The 19,405-nt window shown below is 67.9% G+C and carries 18 protein-coding genes; 12 read left to right on the top strand and 6 right to left on the bottom strand.

Going from position 1 to position 19,405, the window contains the following annotated elements; translation table 11 throughout:
* Window positions 1-3 precede the first annotated feature (3 nt).
* Window positions 4-2,022, top strand: coding sequence for a sensor histidine kinase (locus tag ACP26O_RS14755; protein WP_175665625.1), 2,019 nt, complete (start codon window positions 4-6; stop codon window positions 2,020-2,022).
* A gap of 81 nt (window positions 2,023-2,103) precedes the next feature.
* Complete coding sequence (locus tag ACP26O_RS14750; protein ID WP_011658019.1) at window positions 2,104-3,459, top strand: sigma-54-dependent transcriptional regulator; 1,356 nt, start codon at window positions 2,104-2,106, stop codon at window positions 3,457-3,459.
* A 79-nt stretch (window positions 3,460-3,538) separates the two neighbouring features.
* Here ACP26O_RS14750 and ACP26O_RS14745 read toward each other — a convergent pair whose 3' ends face one another.
* Window positions 3,539-4,075 carry a TlpA disulfide reductase family protein gene (locus tag ACP26O_RS14745; protein WP_006754800.1) on the bottom strand — a complete coding sequence of 179 codons (537 nt, stop codon included), beginning with the start codon at window positions 4,073-4,075 and terminating at the stop codon, window positions 3,539-3,541.
* A 160-nt stretch (window positions 4,076-4,235) separates the two neighbouring features.
* On the opposite strand from ACP26O_RS14745, the gene ACP26O_RS14740 reads away from it, so the two are divergent.
* Window positions 4,236-4,808 (top strand): hypothetical protein, encoded by a 573-nt coding sequence (locus ACP26O_RS14740; RefSeq protein WP_175665624.1) that lies wholly within the window; start codon window positions 4,236-4,238, stop codon window positions 4,806-4,808.
* Window positions 4,809-5,141: 333 nt separating this feature from the next.
* Here the strand turns inward: ACP26O_RS14740 and ACP26O_RS14735 are convergent, their stop codons facing one another.
* Window positions 5,142-6,752 (bottom strand): YifB family Mg chelatase-like AAA ATPase, encoded by a 1,611-nt coding sequence (locus tag ACP26O_RS14735; protein WP_175665623.1) that lies wholly within the window; start codon window positions 6,750-6,752, stop codon window positions 5,142-5,144.
* Window positions 6,753-7,024: 272 nt separating this feature from the next.
* A complete protein-coding gene (locus ACP26O_RS14730) occupies window positions 7,025-7,276 on the bottom strand; it encodes an accessory factor UbiK family protein (RefSeq protein ID WP_006489451.1) in 252 nt (83 codons plus the stop codon).
* Between the two features lie 356 nt (window positions 7,277-7,632).
* Here ACP26O_RS14730 and ACP26O_RS14725 point away from each other — a divergent pair, with 356 nt between their 5' ends.
* The 7 genes from ACP26O_RS14725 to ptsP all read left to right on the top strand — a co-directional run bounded on the left by ACP26O_RS14725 (window position 7,633) and on the right by ptsP (window position 15,027).
* Entirely contained in the window at window positions 7,633-7,971 is a 339-nt protein-coding gene (locus ACP26O_RS14725; protein ID WP_006398175.1) for a P-II family nitrogen regulator, read from the top strand.
* 33 nt (window positions 7,972-8,004) lie between these two features.
* Window positions 8,005-9,492, top strand: a complete 1,488-nt coding sequence (locus ACP26O_RS14720) for an ammonium transporter (RefSeq protein ID WP_175665622.1) — start codon at window positions 8,005-8,007, stop codon at window positions 9,490-9,492.
* A gap of 243 nt (window positions 9,493-9,735) precedes the next feature.
* A complete protein-coding gene (gshA, locus tag ACP26O_RS14715) occupies window positions 9,736-11,025 on the top strand; it encodes a glutamate--cysteine ligase (RefSeq protein ID WP_006752078.1) in 1,290 nt (429 codons plus the stop codon).
* A gap of 25 nt (window positions 11,026-11,050) precedes the next feature.
* Window positions 11,051-12,007 (top strand): glutathione synthase, encoded by a 957-nt coding sequence (gshB, locus tag ACP26O_RS14710; protein WP_175665621.1) that lies wholly within the window; start codon window positions 11,051-11,053, stop codon window positions 12,005-12,007.
* A 231-nt stretch (window positions 12,008-12,238) separates the two neighbouring features.
* On the top strand, window positions 12,239-12,709 hold the full coding sequence (locus ACP26O_RS14705) for a PTS sugar transporter subunit IIA (protein ID WP_006752076.1): 471 nt from the start codon (window positions 12,239-12,241) through the stop codon (window positions 12,707-12,709).
* 71 nt (window positions 12,710-12,780) lie between these two features.
* A complete protein-coding gene (locus ACP26O_RS14700; protein WP_006752075.1) occupies window positions 12,781-13,050 on the top strand; it encodes an HPr family phosphocarrier protein in 270 nt (89 codons plus the stop codon).
* Window positions 13,051-13,251: 201 nt separating this feature from the next.
* Entirely contained in the window at window positions 13,252-15,027 is a 1,776-nt protein-coding gene (ptsP, locus tag ACP26O_RS14695; RefSeq protein ID WP_012364778.1) for a phosphoenolpyruvate--protein phosphotransferase, read from the top strand.
* 82 nt (window positions 15,028-15,109) lie between these two features.
* On the opposite strand, the gene ACP26O_RS14690 is transcribed toward ptsP, so the two are convergent.
* The 3 genes from ACP26O_RS14690 to gpmA all read right to left on the bottom strand — a co-directional run bounded on the left by ACP26O_RS14690 (window position 15,110) and on the right by gpmA (window position 18,530).
* Window positions 15,110-15,862, bottom strand: a complete 753-nt coding sequence (locus ACP26O_RS14690; protein ID WP_175665620.1) for a HesA/MoeB/ThiF family protein — start codon at window positions 15,860-15,862, stop codon at window positions 15,110-15,112.
* A gap of 104 nt (window positions 15,863-15,966) precedes the next feature.
* Window positions 15,967-17,508, bottom strand: a complete 1,542-nt coding sequence (locus ACP26O_RS14685) for a S41 family peptidase (protein ID WP_011658012.1) — start codon at window positions 17,506-17,508, stop codon at window positions 15,967-15,969.
* Window positions 17,509-17,783: 275 nt separating this feature from the next.
* A complete protein-coding gene (gpmA, locus tag ACP26O_RS14680; protein WP_126228559.1) occupies window positions 17,784-18,530 on the bottom strand; it encodes a 2,3-diphosphoglycerate-dependent phosphoglycerate mutase in 747 nt (248 codons plus the stop codon).
* A gap of 136 nt (window positions 18,531-18,666) precedes the next feature.
* On the opposite strand from gpmA, the gene ACP26O_RS14675 reads away from it, so the two are divergent.
* Both ACP26O_RS14675 and grxC read left to right on the top strand, forming a co-directional pair.
* A complete protein-coding gene (locus ACP26O_RS14675; protein WP_011658010.1) occupies window positions 18,667-19,089 on the top strand; it encodes a rhodanese-like domain-containing protein in 423 nt (140 codons plus the stop codon).
* Window positions 19,086-19,346, top strand: a complete 261-nt coding sequence (grxC, locus tag ACP26O_RS14670; protein WP_011658009.1) for a glutaredoxin 3 — start codon at window positions 19,086-19,088, stop codon at window positions 19,344-19,346. Before ACP26O_RS14675 ends, grxC begins: the two co-directional genes overlap by 4 nt.
* Window positions 19,347-19,405: the final 59 nt, after the last annotated feature.

Here is a 19,405-nt window from a genome sequence, read left to right as displayed (position 1 = left end):
ACCATGAACGAGCAGGCGGCGGTTGCGCCCGCGGCCGCCGCGCCGCGCGGCGGCCGGGGCGGCCAGGGCGGCGATGCGGAGCCCTATGACACAATAGGCGATCCGCATCGCCAGGAAGTCACGTCCGTGAAGCGCCGCCTGCTCATCCTCGTCGTGCTTGCCGTCGCGCTCGCGGCGGCGTGCGCGCTGACGTGGACCATCACGTGGCGGCGCGGCGTCGCCGAGCTGCAGCGCAACGCCGCGGTGCGGGTCGACCGCACCACCAACGCGCTCAAGAGCACGCTCGATCGCTACGAATCGCTGCCTTATCTGCTCGGCAGCCATCCGTACGTGCAGGACCTGCTCGCCGAACCGAAGCGCGCCGATTTCACCGGGCGCGCGAACCGTTATCTCGAAGACCTCAACGAACACGCGCACGCGACCGTCACCTACGTGGTCGGCGCGGACGGCCTGTGCGTCGCCGCCAGCAACTGGCGCGCGCCCGACAGCTTCGTCGGGATCGAATACCGCTTCCGTCCTTATTTCCTCGACGCGATGAACGGCCGGGTCGGCCGCTTCTTCGGGATCGGCACGATCTCGCGCGACCCCGGCTACTACATCTCGCAGCCGGTGTGGCGCGACGGCAAGATCGCGGGTGTCGTCGTCGTGAAACTCAATCTCGAATGGTTCCAGGGCGCCGACGCGTCCGAGCCGCTCGTCGTCGCGGACGATCACGGCGTCGTGTTTCTCTCGTCCGTGCCCGCGTGGAAATACCACACGCTGCATCCGTTGACGGGGCCCGTCGCCGCGTCGATCTACGAAACGCGCCAGTACGCGCAGCAGCCCGTCACGCCGCTGCCGCTGCGCGTCGAGCAGGTGCTCGGCGCGGACGCGGAGATCGTGCGCCTCGGCCCCGGCCTGCGCGCGCCGCGCTTCCTGGCCAGCAAGCGGCGGATCGGCGAACCCGACTGGCTGCTCGTCACGCTCGCGCCGATCGCACCGATCGACGCCGATGCGCGCAACGCGACCATCGTCACGGGCTTCGGCTTCGTGTCGGTCGCGTTGCTCGCGTTCTACTGGCGCATGCGCCGCGCTCGCGTGCGCGAGATGATCCGCGGCCGCGCGCTGCTGCAGCAGGCTTATGCGGAGCTGAACCGGCGCGTCGAGGAACGCACGGCCGATCTGTCGGAAGCGAACGAGCAGTTGCAGAAGGAAGTCGGCGACCGGATCCGCGCGGAACAGGAATTGCGCGCCGCGCACGACGAACTGATCCAGGCGAGCAAGCTCGCCGCGCTCGGCCAGATGGCGGCCGGCATCACGCATGAACTGAACCAGCCGCTCGCGGCATTGCGCAGCTTCTCGGACAACACGCGCGTGTTGCTCGATCGCGGCGAGCAGGCGGCCGCGCGCGAGAACCTCGAGGCGATCGCCGCGCTGACCGAGCGGATGGGCAAGATCACCAACCAGCTGAAGCTGTTCGTCGGCCGCGCGAAGCCACGCAACGAACAGGCGCTCGTCGTGCGCGCGCTGCGCAGCGTGCTGTCGCTGCTCGGCGAACGGTTGCGCGGCGTCGCGCTCACGCTGACGCTGCAGGATGCGACCGTGTCGCCCGCGCAGGATGCGCCGCTCGACCTCGCGCGCGATTATCCGGACCTCGTCGCCCGCTGCGAGGACCTGCGCCTGGAACAGGTGCTGATCAACCTGCTCGGCAACGCGCTCGACGCGGTCGCGGGTGTCGCGGCGCCGGCGATCGAAGTGACGATCGCGGTGTCGGTCGCGACGCTGGCGGTCGAGGTGCGCGACAACGGCCCGGGCATCGCGCCCGACCTGCTGCCGCGCTTGTTCGAACCGTTCTTCACGACCAAGGAAATGGGGCGCGGGCTCGGGCTCGGCCTCGCGATCTCGTCGTCGATCGCGAGCGACGCGGGCGGCGCGCTGACCGCGCGCAATGCGCCGTCGGGCGGCGCGTTGTTCGTCTTGACGCTGCGGCGCACGCGCACGCATCATCCGGACTCCCTGTCCGAGCCGGCGGGCTCGCACTAGGGCCCGTTCGCCGCACGACCGGCATCAACGAGAGCCGCGCGCGTTTCCCGCCGCGCGGCGTGCCAGGAGCAAGTGACTACGATGGCCAACCGGCTGCAAGTGATCTATATCGAAGACGATGCGCTCGTTCGCCGGGCGAGCGTGCAGAGCCTCCAGCTCGCGGGGTTCGACGTCGTCGGGTTCGAATCGGCCGAGGCGGCCGACAAGGCGATCGTCGCGGAAACCGCCGGCGTGATCGTCAGCGACATCCGGCTGCCCGGCGCGAGCGGGCTCGACCTGCTCGCGCAGTGCCGCGAGCGCGTGCCCGACGTGCCGGTGATCCTCGTCACCGGCCACGGCGACATCTCGATGGCCGTACAGGCGATGCGCGACGGCGCGTACGACTTCATCGAAAAGCCGTTCGCGGCCGAACGGCTGATCGAGACCGTGCGCCGCGCGCTCGAGCGGCGCGAACTCGTGCTCGAGAACCATGCGCTGCGGCGCGAGCTGGCCGGGCAGAACATCGTCGCGCCGCGCATCATCGGCCGCAGTCCGGCGATCGAACAGGTGCGCAAGCTGATCGCGAACGTCGCGCCCACCGACGCATCGGTGCTGATCAACGGCGACACGGGCGCCGGCAAGGAGCTGATCGCGCGCAGCCTGCACGAGCTGTCGCCGCGTCGCGACAAGCCGTTCATCGCGGTGAATTGCGGCGCGCTGCCCGAGCCGATGTTCGAGTCGGAGATGTTCGGCTACGAGCCCGGCGCGTTTACGGGTGCCGCGAAGCGCCGCGTCGGCAAGCTCGAATATGCGTCCGGCGGCACGCTGTTCCTCGACGAAATCGAAAGCATGCCGCTCGCGCTGCAGGTGAAGCTGCTGCGCGTGCTGCAGGACGGCGTGCTCGAGCGGCTCGGCTCGAACCAGCCGATCCGCGTGAACTGCCGCGTCGTCGCGGCCGCAAAGGGCGACATGAGCGAGCTCGTCGCGGCCGGCACGTTCCGGCGCGACCTGCTGTACCGGCTCAACGTCGTGACGATCGCGCTGCCGCCGCTCGCCGAGCGCCGCGAGGACATCGTGCCGCTGTTCGAGCACTTCATGCTCGACGCGGCCGTGCGCTACGGGCGGCCGGCCCCCGTGCTGACCGACCGGCAGCGCGCGAGCCTGATGCAGCGCGACTGGCCCGGCAACGTGCGCGAGCTGCGCAACGCGGCGGACCGCTTCGTGCTCGGCGTCGCCGACATGCCGCAGGATGCGGGCGCGAGCGGCGACGATGCCGAGAGCGACCAGACGCTGAAGGAGCGCATCGAGCAGTTCGAGCGCGCGGTGATTGCGCAGGCGCTGAACCAGACGGGCGGCGCGGTCGCGGCGACGGCCGACCGGCTGCATGTCGGCAAGGCGACGCTGTACGAGAAGATGAAGCGCTACGGGCTGTCGGCGAAAGGCGAAACCGAGCGCTGAAAAACGAACGGACCGCAGTGCGGTCCGTTGTGGGGAGCAGGGCTGCATGCGCCCTGCGAGGGGAATCGAGTGGCGACGCTCAGGCCGCGTTGCCGTCGAGCGCCTTCTTGAGCAGCGCGTCGAGTTCCGCGAACTGCGGTGCGCCGACGTAGCGCTTCAGGATCTTGCCGTTCTTGTCGACGACGAAGGTCGTCGGCGTGAGCTGCACGTTGCCGAACTGCTTCGCGACGCTGCCGTCGTCGAGCGCGACCTTGAACGGCAGCTGGCGCGTCTGCGCATAGTTCGCGACGTACATCGGCGGGTCGTAATTCATCGCGACCGCGACGAATTCCAGCCCCTGACCCTTGAAGCGATTGTAGGTCTCGACCATCTGCGGCATTTCCTGCATGCAGGTCGCGCAGCTCGTCGCCCAGAAATTGACGAGGTAGACCTTGCCCTTCAGGTCGCCGGCCGTCGACACCTTCTGGCCCGACAGCAGCGTGAACGTGGCGTCCGGCACGCTGGACTTGCCGTTGAACGCAAAGAAGCCGGCAACGGCGATGGCCGCGACGACGACCGCCGCCACGATATAGCGGGCGGGGCCGGTGCGGCGCTGGGCGGGAGGCGTGGTGTTCATCTGGTGCTCTCGGAGTCGGTCGATGACGCGGATCGATGCAAAGGACGTCGAAATTCGGCGCTCATTTTAGCGCGAATGCGCGGCACGCACCGGCGGCGGCCACGGATCCGCGGTGTCAGCCTTCGCGGATAATGAGCGTTTTGCCTGCTCGATCCCTGCCATGCCGAAGGAAGTCATCGATTCGTTACGCCCCCTTTTTCGTCCGCTGCGACACTTCGCCGCGCTCGCGTGCGTGAGCGCGGCGCTGACTGCGTGCTCGCCATCCTATGACTGGCGCACGCTGCACAACGACGCCGGCTATACGATCGACCTGCCGGCGAAGCCGACCGTCGAGGACCATCCGATAGCGGTGGGCGGCGCATCGATGCCGATGCGGATGCAGGCCGCGCACGTCGACGGGGCGGTATTCGCGGTCGGCACCCTCACGCTGCCGGACGAACGCGACGACACGCGCCGCATGGCGCTCGAGTTCCTGCGCGCCGGGCTGTCGCGTAATCTCGAAGGCGCGCCGCAGACGGCCTCGGTGCCGGTGCCGCTCGCGGCCGGCGGCGCGGTAAACGGGCTCGAGCTGCGGGTCGCGGGCGCGGCCAGCGGCGGCGACCACGCGCACAAGACGATCGTCGCGCGGCTCGTGGCGCGCGGCCGGCATGCGTATCAGGCCGTCGTGATCGCCGACGGGCCGCTCGCGCAGGAACAGCTCGACCAGTTTTTCGGCTCGTTCAAACTGGACTGACACCGGCCGGCGAGGGCGCTCTGACACGTTGTGACAACTGAAAGTTCATTCGCAGCTTTCGACGCTAATCTCCGGATTTTGCGAGGATTTTTCAGCTATCCACAGCGCATGTGGATAACTTTGTTGAAAAGTCGGGCGAATCTTGCGCAAAGCCGCACCAGACGGCCTTCCGGTGCATTTCACAACTTCGGTGCCATTTGAGAAAAATCAATGGAAACAAGGGGATACGTATTTCGCGATAGCAAGCCGCTCGCGAGCGGCGATCCGGGGCCAGATTCGCTAAATTGTGCATAAGTCAAGTCTTGACAGCCGGATTTTGTCCTCCGAGGGCGCTCACAGCGCCGTGAGCGCGCGCCGGTAGCGGATTGCCTCGGCGATCTGCGCGGCCGTCGGCAACGGGTCGCCGGCCAGGTCGGCGATCGTCCGCGCGACCTTCAGCACGCGGAAATACGCGCGCGCCGACCAGCCGAAGCGCTCGCCGGCCTCGCGCAGCAGCCGCTCGCCGTCGTCGGTCGGGCGGCACAGGTCGTCGGTCTCGCGACCGCTCAGCATGTGATTCGTCTTGCCCTGCCGTTCGAACTGCAGCGCGCGCGCCTGGGCGACCCGCGTGGCGACCGTGGCGCTCGATTCGCCGTGCGCGGTCGCGCGCGCGGCGAGTTCGGCCGGCGACAGCGCGGGCAGATCGATGTGGATGTCGATCCGGTCGAGCAGCGGCCCCGACAGCTTGCGCAGATAGCGTGAGGCGACGTCCGGCGAGCAGCGGCAGCGCCCGGACGGATCGCCGTGCCAACCGCACGGGCACGGATTCATCGCGGCGATCAACTGGCACGCGGCGGGGAAATCGGCCTGCTGCGCCGCGCGCGAGATCGTGATGCGGCCGACTTCCAGCGGCTCGCGCAGCATTTCCAGCACGTGCCGGTCGAATTCGGGCAGTTCGTCGAGAAACAGCACGCCGAGGTGCGCGAGCGTGATCTCGCCCGGCTGCGGCGGATTGCGGCCGCCAACCAATGCAGCGGCGCTCGACGAATGATGCGGCGAACGGAACGGCCGCCGCCGCCACTGCGCGGGCGAGAAGCCGAGGCGGCTCGCGGAAAGGAGCGCGGCCGACGTCAGCGCCTCGTCGTCGGTCAGCGGCGGCAGGAGGCCCGGCAGCCGCGCGGCCAGCATCGACTTGCCGGCGCCGGGTGGCCCGATCATCAGCATGTGGTGTCCGCCCGCGGCGGCCACTTCGAGCGCGCGCCGGGCGCCGCGCTGGCCGATGACGTCCGCGAGATCGGGGGCGGCCGGCGCCGGCTCGCCGTCGAGGCAGGGCGCCGCGACCGGCGCGAGCCGCGCGTCCGGCGCACCGGCGAGGTGCGCGCACAGCGCGGGCAGGTCGGGCGCGCCGAACACCGTGACGCCCGGCACCAGCGCGGCCTCGGCGGCGCTGTCGAGCGGCAGGTACAGCTCGGGCGGGCGCGACGCGGCCGCCGGGCTGGCCGCTGCGTCGGACATCGCGTCGGGCCGGGCGCCGGAACCGACGCCCGATCCGGTTTTACCCGCGCGCCAGTCGCGTGCCGCGCCGCACGCCATCGCGAACGCGCCGCGCATCGGCCGCAGCGCGCCGGTCAGCGACAGCTCGCCCGCGAATTCGCGGCCGGCCAGCGCGTCGGCCGGGATCTGGCCGTTCGCGGCGAGGATGCCGAGCGCGATCGGCAGATCGAAGCGGCCCGACTCCTTCGGCAGGTCGGCCGGTGCGAGGTTGACCGTGATGCGGCGCACGGGGAATTCGAATCCGCAGTTCTGCAGCGCGGCGCGCACGCGCTCGCGGCTTTCGCGGACTTCGAGATCGGGCAGGCCGACGATCGAGAACGACGGCAACCCGTTGGCAAGATGGACTTCGACGGTGACGTCCGGCGCGCGGCCGGCCGCCGGCGCGCGACTGCGCACCACGGCGAGCGACATGGCGAGGCTCCTGTAAATGAATCGGACGGGCAACGGCCGTTCGGGGCCGCGTGCCGCGGGAATCGGAGGAATCGGTGCGCGCTTGCCGGCGTGGCGCGAGAAAGAACGAGGAACGACGAACTGCGAAGAGCGAGGAACGACGAAGAGCGAGGAACAGCGAAGAGCGGGGGACTGCGAAGAACGACGAAACGGCTTGCCGACTGGCCGACTGGCGGGGGGCGGGCGCGGGCCGCACGAGGCGGCCCGCGCCCGGACCGGTCGGTCAGGGGGCGTCAGGCCTGGGGCGCTGCGAGCTTCTGCTCGAGTTCCGCGACGCGCTTTTCGAGTTCCTCGAGACGCACGCGGGTGCGGGCGAGCACCTGTGCCTGCGTGTCGAACTCCTCGCGCGTGACGAGATCGAGTTTCGAGAAGCCTTGCGACAGCATGGCCTTCACGTTGCGCTCGACATCCTTGGCCGGCGAGTTTTTCAGCAGGTCGCTGACGCGCGACTGCAGGTCGTTGAAAACATCGCTGGGTTGCTTCATGAGATATCCCTTCCTTGCACAAAAAATGTGCATCTTCAGTTGCGTACGTGCCCATGATGCACGCATGACCGGAAATGGTGCGCCGCTGGCGCGAATTCCGGGCATGGCGCCCGCATGGGTGAATGGCCCGGTGAACCGGGACGTGCGTGCACTCTAGCAACGATCCTTTCGACGCGCCAGCAAACTGGGCCCACGTTGACCGTTCGGCCGGGCTTCCACACCTTTCAACGGGTGATGCGCCCCCTTTTCGGAGCCGTTCGAGACGGTCCTCGCGCAAACATGGCATGCGAGTTGCTGGGAAGAGACCGTCACACCATTCCAACCAATTCGACGGGACCACCCAGCGAGAGGACTTCATGAAACTGATTACCGCAATCATCAAGCCGTTCAAGCTCGATGAGACGCGCGAAGCGCTCTCCGCGCTCGGCGTCTCGGGCATCACGGTGACGGAGGTGAAGGGCTTCGGGCGCCAGAAAGGGCACACCGAGCTGTACCGCGGCGCCGAATACGTGGTCGACTTCCTGCCGAAGATGAAGATCGAGGCGGCCGTGTCCGACGATCTCGTCGATCAGGCGGTGGAGGCGATCGAGCGGGCCGCGCGCACCGGCAAGATCGGCGACGGGAAGATCTTCGTCACGCCGATCGAGCAAGTGATCCGGATCCGGACCGGGGAGACCGGCGCAGACGCGCTGTAACAGACAAAGACAAGCAACAAGAGGAAACCCGAGATGCGCAAACTTCTGATGTCCCTGCTGATGGCAGGCTCGCTGATCGCGGCCGGTGTCGGCCCCGCGCTCGCGGACGACGCGGCTTCGGCCGCGTCCGCGCCCGCCGCAACGGCGTCCGATGCAACGGCAGCCGCTTCGGCCGCCACCGAGGCATCGGCGCCTGCCGCTGCCGCCGCCCCCGCGTCGGCCGCCGACGCATCGGCTGCCGCGGCTGCGTCCGCGCCGGCCGCACCCACCGCGCCGACCGCGCCGTTCTCCGTCGATTCGTCGAAGATCAGCGCGGGCGACACCGCGTGGATGCTGACGTCCACCGCGCTCGTGCTGTTCATGACGATCCCCGGCCTCGCGCTGTTCTACGCGGGCATGGTCCGCAAGAAGAACGTGCTCGCGACCGTGATGCAGAGCTTCGCGATCACCGCGCTGATCACGGTGCTGTGGACGGTGGTCGGCTACAGCCTCGCGTTCACGCCGGGCAACGGCTTCATCGGCGGCCTGTCGCGCGTGTTCCTGCACGGGATGACCTACGTGAAGGGCGACAAGGCGACCACGCTGACCGTCAGCCACCTGGCGACGACGATTCCGGAATCGGTCTACTTCGTCTACCAGATGACGTTCGCGATCATCACGCCGGCGCTGATCTGCGGCGCGTTCGCCGACCGGATGAAGTTCTCGGCGATGCTCGTGTTCATGACGCTCTGGTCGCTGATCGTCTACGTGCCGATCGCGCACATGGTGTGGGAGCCGACCGGCTGGCTGTCGGCGGACGGCGTGCTCGACTTCGCGGGCGGCACGGTGGTGCACATCAACGCCGGTATCGCGGGCCTCGTGTCGTGCCTGATGCTCGGCAAGCGCGTCGGCTTCGGCCGTGAATCGATGGCGCCGCACAACCTCGTGCTGACGATGATCGGCGGCTCGATGCTGTGGGTCGGCTGGTTCGGCTTCAACGCGGGTTCGGCAGTCGCAGCCGATGGCCGTGCCGGCTTCGCGATGCTGACGACGCAAGTCGCGACGGCCTGCGCGGCGCTCGGCTGGATGTTCGCCGAGTGGCTCACGCACGGCAAGCCGTCGGTGCTCGGCATCGTGTCGGGCGCGGTCGCGGGTCTCGTCGCGATCACGCCGGCGGCCGGCTTCGTCGGTGTGCCGGGTGCGCTCGTGATCGGCATCGCGGCCGGCGTCGTGTGCTACTGGTCGGCGACGTGGCTCAAGTCGAAGCTCGGCTACGACGATTCGCTCGACGCGTTCGGCGTGCACGGCGTGGGCGGGGTGCTCGGCGCACTGTTGACCGGCGTGTTCGCGGTCAAGGACATCGGCGGTTTCGACGGCAGCCTGCTGCTGCAGGCGAAGGGCGTGCTGATCACGCTGGTATACAGCGGCGTGCTGAGCTTCGTGCTGCTGAAGCTGATCGACCTGACGATCGGCCTGCGCGTGAGCGAAGAGGAAGAGCGCGAAGGCCTCGACGTGGTGCTGCACGGCGAGCACGTCGAATAAGTCGTACGGATGACGGCGGGCCGCCGCGCAGACGGCGCCCGCCACGAATGAGCGCAGCGATTTCGGCCCGCCCACCCGGCGGGCGTTTTTTTCTCCTGCGTCGTGCCGCCGCAGCGCATAACCCTTCGACCTATCGGGTCAATAGCCGAAAACTTCCTCCAAATCCTTGTGAAGCCGGGAACAATCCCCAAATGGGCAAAGCAATTGCTCTACAATCTTCATTCTCCCGCTCGCGAGTGATTCATGGTTCCCCACCTCGTTACCGCGTTGAACGGTCCGCTGCTCGAACTCGAGCAGAAGATCCTCGACGCGACGCCTGCGATCGAACGCTGGTTCAGGCTCGAATGGCAGGAACACACCCCGCCGTTCTATTGTTCGGTGGACCTGCGCAACGCCGGCTTCAAGCTGGCGCCCGTCGACGCGAACCTGTTCCCCGGCGCATTCAATAATCTGCCGTCCGAAGTGCTGCCGCTCGCCGTCCAGGCCGCGATGGCCGCGATCGAGAAGATCTGCCCGGACGCGAAGAACCTGCTCGTGATTCCCGAGCTGCCGACCCGCAACGCGTTCTACCTGGAAAACGTCGCGCGGCTCGCGACGATCATGCGCCAGGCCGGCCTGAACGTGCGTTTCGGCTCGCTCGATCCGAGCATCACCGACATGACGCCGATCACGCTGGCCGACGGCCAGAAGATCGTGCTCGAACCGCTCGAGCGTTCGCAGCGCCGCCTCGGCCTGAAGAATTTCGATCCGTGCTCGATCCTGCTGAACAATGACCTGTCGGCCGGGATTCCCGCCGTGCTGGAAAACCTGCACGAGCAGTATCTGCTGCCGCCGCTGCACGCGGGCTGGGCCGTGCGCCGCAAGTCGACGCACTTCTCGTGCTACGACGACGTCGCGAAGAAGTTCGCGAAGATGGTCGGCGTCGATCCGTGGATGGTGAATCCGTATTTCGCGCATGTCGAAGGCGTCGACTGGCAGGCGCATGAAGGCGAGCAGGCGCTCGCCGACGCGATCGACGGCGTGCTGAAGAAGATCGCGCGCAAGTACCGCGAATACGGGATCAGCGAAAAGCCGTACGTCGTCGTGAAGGCCGACGCGGGCACCGCCGGGCGCGGCGTGATGACCGTGCACGATGCGGCCGAGATCGGCCGCATGTCGAAGGCCGAGCGCACGCAGATGGCCGAGTCGAAGGCCGGCCTCGCGGTGCGCGACGTGATCGTGCAGGAAGGCGTCTATACGTTCGAGCGCGTCGGCGACGAAGTCGCGGAGCCGGTCGTGTACATGATCGATCGCTACGTGGTCGGCGGCTTCTACCGCACGCACGGCGGTCGCGAGCGCGACCAGAACCTGAACGCGCCGGGCATGCACTACGTGCCGCTCGGCTTCGAGCACACCGCGCTGCCGGATGCCGGCGCCAAGCCGGGCGCCGCGCCGCCGAACCGTTTCTACATGTACGGCGTCGTCGCGCGCCTGTCGCTGATCGCGTCGTCGATCGAACTGGAAAAGACCGATCCCGAAGCCATCCAGGTGTAACGGCTTCGCTACGTACAGGACCCGCATGGACATTCTCTTTATCGCCGACCCGCTCGAGCGCTTCAAGATCTACAAGGATTCGACCTACGCGATGATGGCGGAGGCCGCGCGGCGCGGGCATGCGGTGTACACATGCCAGCCGCACCAGCTCGCATGGACGGGCTCGGGCGTCGAGGCGGACGTGCAGCGCGTGACGATCGTCGGCGACACGGCCGACCTGCATCGCCATCCGTGGTACGAGGCGGGCGCCCATGAATCGCGTCAGATGACGTCGTTCGGCGCGGTGCTGATGCGCAAGGATCCGCCGTTCGACATGGAGTACGTGACGGCGACCTGGATGCTCGAGCTGGCCGAGCGTGCAGGCGCACGCGTGTTCAACAAGCCTCAGTCGATCCGCGATCACTCGGAGAAGCTCGCGATCGGCGAGTTTCCGCAGTTCGTCGCGCCGACGCTCGTCACGCGCGACCCCGCGCGCTTGCGTGCGTTCCACGCCGCGCACGGCGACGTGATCGTGAAGCCGCTCGACGGGATGGGCGGGATGGGTGTGTTCCGCGTGAAAGCCGACGGGATGAATCTCGGCGCAATCATCGAGATGCTCGGTCATGACGGCACGCGCTCGCTGATGATTCAGAAGTTCATCCCGGAGATCACGGCCGGCGACAAGCGCATCCTGCTGATCGCGGGCGAGCCGGTGCCGTATTCGCTCGCGCGGATCCCGCAGGGCAGCGAGGTGCGCGGCAATCTGGCCGCGGGCGGGCTGGGCGTCGCGCAGCCGCTGACGCCGCACGACCGCGAGATCGCCGAGACGCTCGGGCCGGTGCTCGCCGCGCGCGGGCTGCTGCTGGTCGGGCTCGACGCGATCGGCGACTGGCTGACCGAGGTGAACGTGACGAGCCCGACGTGCTTTCGCGAAATCATGGAGCAGACGGGTTTCGACGTCGCCGCGATGTTCATCGACGCGCTGGAGCGGGCGGCCGCGTAGCCCGCGTCGCGCGCAATTCCGGCGGCGGCCGCGCAGGCCCCCCGTCGCCGGAGCCGTTCGACCGGCCTGCTACAATGCCCGCTTGCCCGGTGCCGCGACCAGCGCGCCGAAGGCCCGGCGGTCGGGCCGAAACCGTTGCAAGGCTGAACATGAAACGATTCCCATACTCGCTATGCTCGTGGCCCCGCCGCGGGGCGTCGGCCCGCCAGGGGCGGCCGGAGGCGGTCTGACATGGCCGGGATTCTGATCATCGCGCACGCGCCGCTCGCCACCGCGTTGCGGGACTGCATCGCGCACATCTACGGCGGCGTGCCCGCGCGCATCGGCTGTATCGACGTGCTGGCGGACAGCGACCCCACCCAGGTGATGGCGTTCGCGCACGCGGAGCTCGCGCGGCTCAGGGAAGAGAACGGCGTCGTCGTGCTGACCGACATGTACGGCGCGACGCCCGCGAACATCGCGGGCCAGCTCGCGAAGCTCGACAACGTGCGCGTGCTGGCGGGCGTGAACCTGCCGATGCTGGTGCGGGCCGTCTGCTACCGTACCGTGCCGCTCGACAAGCTCGTCGACAAGGCGCTGTCCGGCGGCGCGAAGGGTGTCCATGAAGTGGCGGCCGGCACGCCGCCGCCGCCGACCGAAGCCGGCTGCGGCCAGTGCGCGCCGATTCCGCCCGAGCCGCAACCGCGCACCGAATCGCACTGACCGCCCGTTTTCCCGTTTTAGACCGAGCCGCCGCACCTCGCCGGCGGCCTCGACCGACCCGACCGAGAATCATGCTTCAACAAGAAACCACCATCGTCAACAAATTGGGGCTCCATGCACGCGCATCGGCCAAGCTTACGCAGCTGGCCGGCAACTTCCAGTCGGAAGTCTGGATGACGCGCAACGGGCGCAAGATCAACGCGAAAAGCATCATGGGCGTGATGATGCTCGCGGCGGGCATCGGCAGCTCGGTGACGATCGAGACCGAAGGTCCCGACGAGCGCGAAGCGATGGATGCGCTGCTCAAGCTGATCGCGGACAAATTCGGCGAAGGTCAGTGATCCCCGCGCGGGATCGTTGCCGTTTCCGAGCAGAATGCCGCGTTTTCCGCGGCATTTTTTTCGTCCCGAGCATTGGTGCGGAACGCACAATGCTGCGGTGCATGCAGCCAGCATGGAGGGACGGAATTTATAATCGCTACCCGGGGTCATAAGCGCATCGCAGCGGTGTGCCGCGGCTTTACTTGTACAGAGGAGGTGCGCGTGTCCTTCACGCTGCATGGCATTCCCGTCTCACGTGGTATCGCGATCGGGCGAGCGTATCTGATCGCGCCGGCGGCGCTCGACGTCGCCCATTACCTGATCGAGGCGAACCAGATCGACGCCGAGGTCGAGCGTTTTCGCACGGCGCGCGAAGTCGTGCATCGCGAACTCAACGCGCTGCGCGCCGACCTGACCGACGACACCCCGAGCGAAGTGGGCGCGTTCATTGACGTGCACACGATGATCCTGAGCGACGCGATGCTCGTGCAGGAAACCATCGATCTGGTGCGCACGCGCCGCTACAACGTCGAATGGGCGCTGACCGAGCAGCTCGAGCTGCTCACGCGCCACTTCGACGACATCGAGGACGAATACCTGCGCGAGCGCAAGGCCGACATCGAACAGGTGGTCGAGCGCGTGCTGAAGGCGCTCGCCGGCGCGCCGTCCGCGTCGCAGGCGCTCGATCGCGCGGCCGCGCGCGGCCAGAACGAGATGATCGTCGTCGCGCACGACATCGCGCCGGCCGACATGATGCAGTTCAAGTCGCAGTCGTTCCAGGCGTTCGTCACCGATCTCGGCGGCCGCACGTCGCACACGGCGATCGTCGCGCGCAGCCTCGGCATTCCGGCCGCGGTCGGCGTCCAGCATGCGAGCGCGCTGATCCGCCAGGACGACCTGATCATCGTCGACGGCGACCAGGGGATCGTGATCGTCGATCCCGCGCCGATCGTCCTCGAGGAATACTCGTACCGCCAGTCCGAGAAGCTGCTCGAGCAGCGCAAGCTGCAGCGCCTGAAGTTCTCGCCGACGCAAACGTTGTGCGGCACCAAGATCGAGCTGTACGCGAACATCGAGCTGCCCGACGACGCGAAGGCCGCCGTCGAGGCCGGCGCGGTCGGCGTCGGGCTGTTCCGCTCCGAATTCCTGTTCATGCATCAGAAGGAGATGCCGGAAGAGGAGGAGCAGTTCGCCGCGTACAAGCGTGCGGTCGAGTGGATGAAGGGCATGCCGGTGACGATCCGCACGATCGACGTCGGCGCGGACAAGCCGCTCGAGGCGCTCGACGAAGGCTACGAGACGGCGCCGAACCCCGCGCTCGGCCTGCGCGCGATCCGCTGGAGCCTGTCCGAGCCGCAGATGTTTCTCACGCAGCTGCGTGCGATCCTGCGCGCGTCCGCGTTCGGGCAGGTGAAGATCCTGATCCCGATGCTCGCGCACGCGCAGGAAATCGACCAGACGCTCGACCTGATCCGCGAGGCGAAGCGCCAGCTCGACGACGCGGGGCTCGCGTACGACCCGAACGTGCGCATCGGCGCGATGATCGAGATCCCGGCCGCGGCGATCGCGCTGCCGCTGTTCCTGAAGCGCTTCGACTTCCTGTCGATCGGCACCAACGACCTGATCCAGTACACGCTCGCGATCGACCGTGCGGACAACGCGGTCGCGCACCTGTACGACCCGCTGCATCCGGCGGTGCTGCACCTGATCTCCTATACGCTGCGCGAAGCGAAGCGCGCGGGCGTGTCGGTGTCGGTGTGCGGGGAGATGGCGGGCGATCCGACGCTCACGCGCCTGTTGCTCGGGATGGGGCTCACCGAGTTCTCGATGCATCCGAGCCAGTTGCTGGTCGTGAAGCAGGAGATCCTGCGCGCGCATCTGAAGGCGCTCGAGAAGCCGACGGCCGACGTGCTGGCCGCGTTCGAGCCCGAGGAAGTGCAGGCGGCGCTCAAGCGGCTGGCGGTCGCGGAACCGCGCGCGGACGACGCGGCCGCCTAGGCGACGCGGGCCGCGCCGTGAAACCGCCGCGAACGTAGCGAAACGTCACGCATGCGCCCGTTCGGCGCATGCATCGCGCGCGTCAGTGCCGGCCCTGGCACACGGGGCAGTCGGCCTGGCGCGCGATCTTCATCGTCGTCCACTCCATCCGCAGCGAATCGAGCATCATCAGCCGGCCGCTGAGCGTCGTGCCGATCGCGCCGATCACGCGCAGCGCTTCGGCGGCCTGCATCGCGCCGATGATCCCGACCGTCGGCGCGAACACGCCCATCGTCGCGCACGCGACTTCCTCGAACGGCTGGTCTTCCGGAAACACGCACGCGTAGCAGGGCGCGGCCGGGTCGCGGAAGTCGAACGTGCTGATCTGGCCGTCGAAGCGCAGCGCGGCGCCCGACACGAGCGGCACGCCGTGCGCGACGCACGCGCGGTTGATCGCATGGCGCGTCGCGAAGTTGTCGGTGCAGTCGAGCACGACGCCCGCCTGCGGCACGTGTTCGTCGAGCCACGCGTCGTCGACGCGCGCCGCGACCGCATGCACGGTCACTTCCGGGTTCAGCCGCGCGAGCGTGTCGCGCCCCGATTCGACCTTGCTGCGCCCGACGGAGGCCGTCGCGTGCAGGATCTGCCGCTGCAGGTTCGTGAGGTCGACCGTGTCGGCGTCGACCAGCGTGATCGTGCCGACGCCGGAGGCCGCCAGATACATCGCGGCCGGCGAGCCGAGCCCGCCCGCGCCGACCACCAGCGCATGCGCGTCGAGGAAGCGCTGCTGCGCGTCGATGCCGATTTCGTCGACGAGGATGTGGCGGGAGTAGCGAAGGAGTTGATCGTCGTTCATGGGAAGTCGTGAGCGAGGCGGCGGACGTAGCGTTATTTTAGGCGCGCATGAAAAACGGGCCATCGCGGTCTTCCCGCGATGGCCCGTCGGATGCCGGCCGGCGCTTACTGCGGTGCCGACGCGGGCTTCGGTGCGGCGGCCTTCGCGCCCGACGCCTTCGCGGGCGTCGCAGCCTTGGTGGCCGGGCTCTTCGTCGTGCTCTCGGCGAGGCGCGACTTCGATTCCTGCACCGGCTTGCCTTCGAGCTTGTTGAGCGCCTGCTGCATCATGAAGTCGTCGGCGCTGCCGAACTCGATCGGCTTGCGATCGCGGTCCTTCTGGCGTTGCTCCGGCGTCTTCTTGTCGTTCTGCTCTTCGAGGACGCGCAGCTGGTCCATCCGGCGCTGCTCGCGCTCTTCCTGTTCCTTCTTCTCGTTCGGATCCTGCGTGTTCGCGAGGTGGTTCGTGTAGTCGACCTCGCGCGTCACGAGGACGTCGTCCGGATCGCCGTCCGCGTACTGATCGACCGGCACGTCGGGCGTGATGCCCTTGTTCTGGATCGAACGGCCGCTCGGCGTGTAGTAGTAGGCGGTCGTCAGGCGCAGCGCGGTGTCGGCCGTCATCGGACGGACCGTCTGCACCGAGCCCTTGCCGAACGTCGTCTTGCCCATGATCTGCGCGCGCTTCGCATCCTGCAGCGCGCCGGCGACGATTTCCGACGCGGACGCCGAATACGCGTTCGTCAGCACGATCATCGGCACGGTCTTGAACACCGGCGGCAGGTTCTTCAGCGGATCGCCGTCGAAGGACGGCAGGCGGTAGTTGTCGTAGGTGTCGCGGTAGACCTGCTTCGAATCCGGGATCTGGCCGTTGGTCGACACGACGACGGAGTCGGGCGGCAGGAACGCGCCGGCGACGCCGACCGCGCTCTGCAGCAGGCCGCCGCCGTTGTTGCGCAGGTCGACGATCAGGCCCTTCAGGTTCGGCTGCTGGCGCGCGATGTCCTGCAGCTTCGCGGCGAGATCGGGCGTCGTGCGCTCCTGGAAGCTCGTGATCCGGATGTATGCATAGCCCGGGTCGAGCAGCTTCATCTTCACGCTCTGCACGCGGATGACCGCGCGCGTGACCGTAATCGGGAACGTGCGGTCGTCGCTCTTGCGGAAGATCGTCAGCGTGACCTTGGTGCCCGGCTCGCCGCGCATCTGCTTGACGGCCTTGTCGAGCGTCATGCCGCGCACCGGCTTGTCGTTGATGCGCGTGATCAGGTCGCCCGGACGGATGCCGGCGCGGAACGCGGGGGTGTCCTCGATCGGCGAGATCACCTTGACGAGGCCGTCTTCCTGCGAGATCTCGATGCCGAGACCCGCGAAGCGACCCTTGGTCTGCTCCTGCAGCTCGTCATAGTCGGTCTTGTCGAGGAACGACGAATGCGGGTCGAGGCTCGACACCATGCCCTTGATCGCCGCCGTCAGCAGCTTCTTGTCGTCGACCGGCTCGACGTACTCGCGCTTGATCTGGCCGAACACTTCCGCGAACAGGCGGAGCTGGTCGAGGGGAAGCGGCGCAGTGGCGGTCTGCTCGGCCGACGCCGAAACCTGCAGCGTGGCGAACACGCCCGTGGCGAGGCCCGCGGCAATCAGGCCGATGTTCTTCAATTTCATTCGCATAGAGAGTCTGGTGCGGTCGGGAAGCGCGTGGCGGTAGCGGGGATGTAGCGGACAAGTATAACTGTTCGTCCGAATACTCAGTGGAACGCTGCGGAAATGGCTCAGGTCCGGCGGTCCCGAGGCCCCGGCCCCCGGGCCCTGGCCGGGTGCCGCCGGACGCGCAGCGGATTCGAAAGCCGATTCGACAGCACAGGGGCCGCGAAGGTTCGCGCCGCCGCGCGCCCGGGCGGGCCCCGAACAGGCCGCGCGACGCGGCCTGCCGGGCGTGACGGGTGTCAGCCCGCCTTGCCCTGCTTCGCGACGGCGGCCTGCGCCTTCGCGATCGCGTCCTGGTCGCCGAGGTAGTAGTGCTTGATCGGCTTCAGGTCTTCGTCGAGTTCATACACGAGCGGCACGCCGTTCGGGATGTTCAGGCCGACGATGTCGCTGTCCGAAATGCCGTCGAGGTACTTGATCAGCGCGCGCAGCGAGTTGCCGTGCGCGGCGATCAGCACCTGCTTGCCCGAGCGGACGGCCGGCGCGATCGATTCGTTCCACAGCGGCAGCACGCGCGCGACCGTGTCCTTCAGGCACTCGGTGAGCGGCAGTTGCTCGCGCGGCACCTTCGCGTAGCGCGGGTCGTTGAACGGCGCGCGTTCGTCGGTCGGCTCGAGCGCGGGCGGCGGCGTGTCGTAGCTGCGGCGCCACACGAGCACCTGGTCGTCGCCGAACTTGGCGGCCGTTTCCGCCTTGTTCAGGCCCGACAGCGCGCCGTAGTGGCGCTCGTTCAGGCGCCACGAGTGGACGACCGGCAGGTACATCAGGTCCATCCGGTCCTGCACGTGCCACAGCGTGCGGATCGCGCGCTTGAGCACCGACGTGTACGCGATGTCGAACGTATAGCCGGCCTCCTTGAGCAATTCGCCGGCCTGGTAGGCCTCGTTGCGACCCTGTTCGGTCAGGTCGACGTCGACCCAGCCGGTGAAGCGGTTTTCCTTGTTCCACGTCGATTCGCCGTGGCGGATGAGAACGAGTTTGTACATGGATCTTGCGGTCGGTAGTGATAGGGAAGCGGGGCGCGTCGCGCGGTACCCGGCCCGGGTCCGCCATCGCGCAAGACGGTTATTTTATAATGGCGGGATTGTCCTTTTCCGATTTCTCTTTTTCCGGCGGATTTCCGTGACGTTCTTCACCGATTACACGAACCTGGCCCTTATCGCGATCCTGCTGGTTTCCGGCGGCCTGCTTGCATGGCCCGCGCTGCGTCGCGGCCGCGGCGGCCTGTCGGCCGCGGAGGCGACGCAGCTCATCAATCGCCGCAACGCGGTCGTGATCGACCTGCGCGCGGCGACCGACTTCGCTGCCGGCCACCTGCCGTCGGCGCGCCAGGTCGCCGCCGGCGAGATCGGCGCGAAAATTGCGCAGGTCGCTAAAAACAAGAGCACCCCGGTGCTGCTCGTCTGCCAGAACGGCCAGCAGTCGCAGAAGGCGGCGCGCGAGGTCCAGGCGGCGGGCTATGCCGAGGTGCACGTGCTCGAGGGCGGCGTCGCCGCGTGGCAGCAGGCCGGGATGCCGGTCGTCAAACAAGGAGTCGCGAAGTGAGCAAGGTATTGATGTACAGCACGCAGGTGTGTCCGTATTGCATTCAGGCCGAGCGCCTGCTGAAGCTGCGCGGCGTCGAGCAGATCGAGAAGGTGCTGATCGACCGCGATCCGGCCCGCCGTGACGAAATGATGACGCGCACGGGCCGCCGCACGGTGCCGCAGATCTATATCGGCGAGACCCACGTCGGCGGTTACGACGATCTGTCGAAGCTCGACCGCGAAGGCGGCCTCTTGCCGCTTCTGCAAGCCGCCTGATTAGGGCAGAATGGCCGCCGGCCGCGCCGCGGCTTGGGCGCACAGGATCCAACCGAGGC

It is taken from the genome of Burkholderia sp. R-40 (genome assembly GCF_049942845.1).
Classification (GTDB): Bacteria; Pseudomonadota; Gammaproteobacteria; order Burkholderiales; family Burkholderiaceae; genus Burkholderia; species Burkholderia ambifaria.
This window is presented reverse-complemented; position numbering and strand designations above follow the sequence as displayed.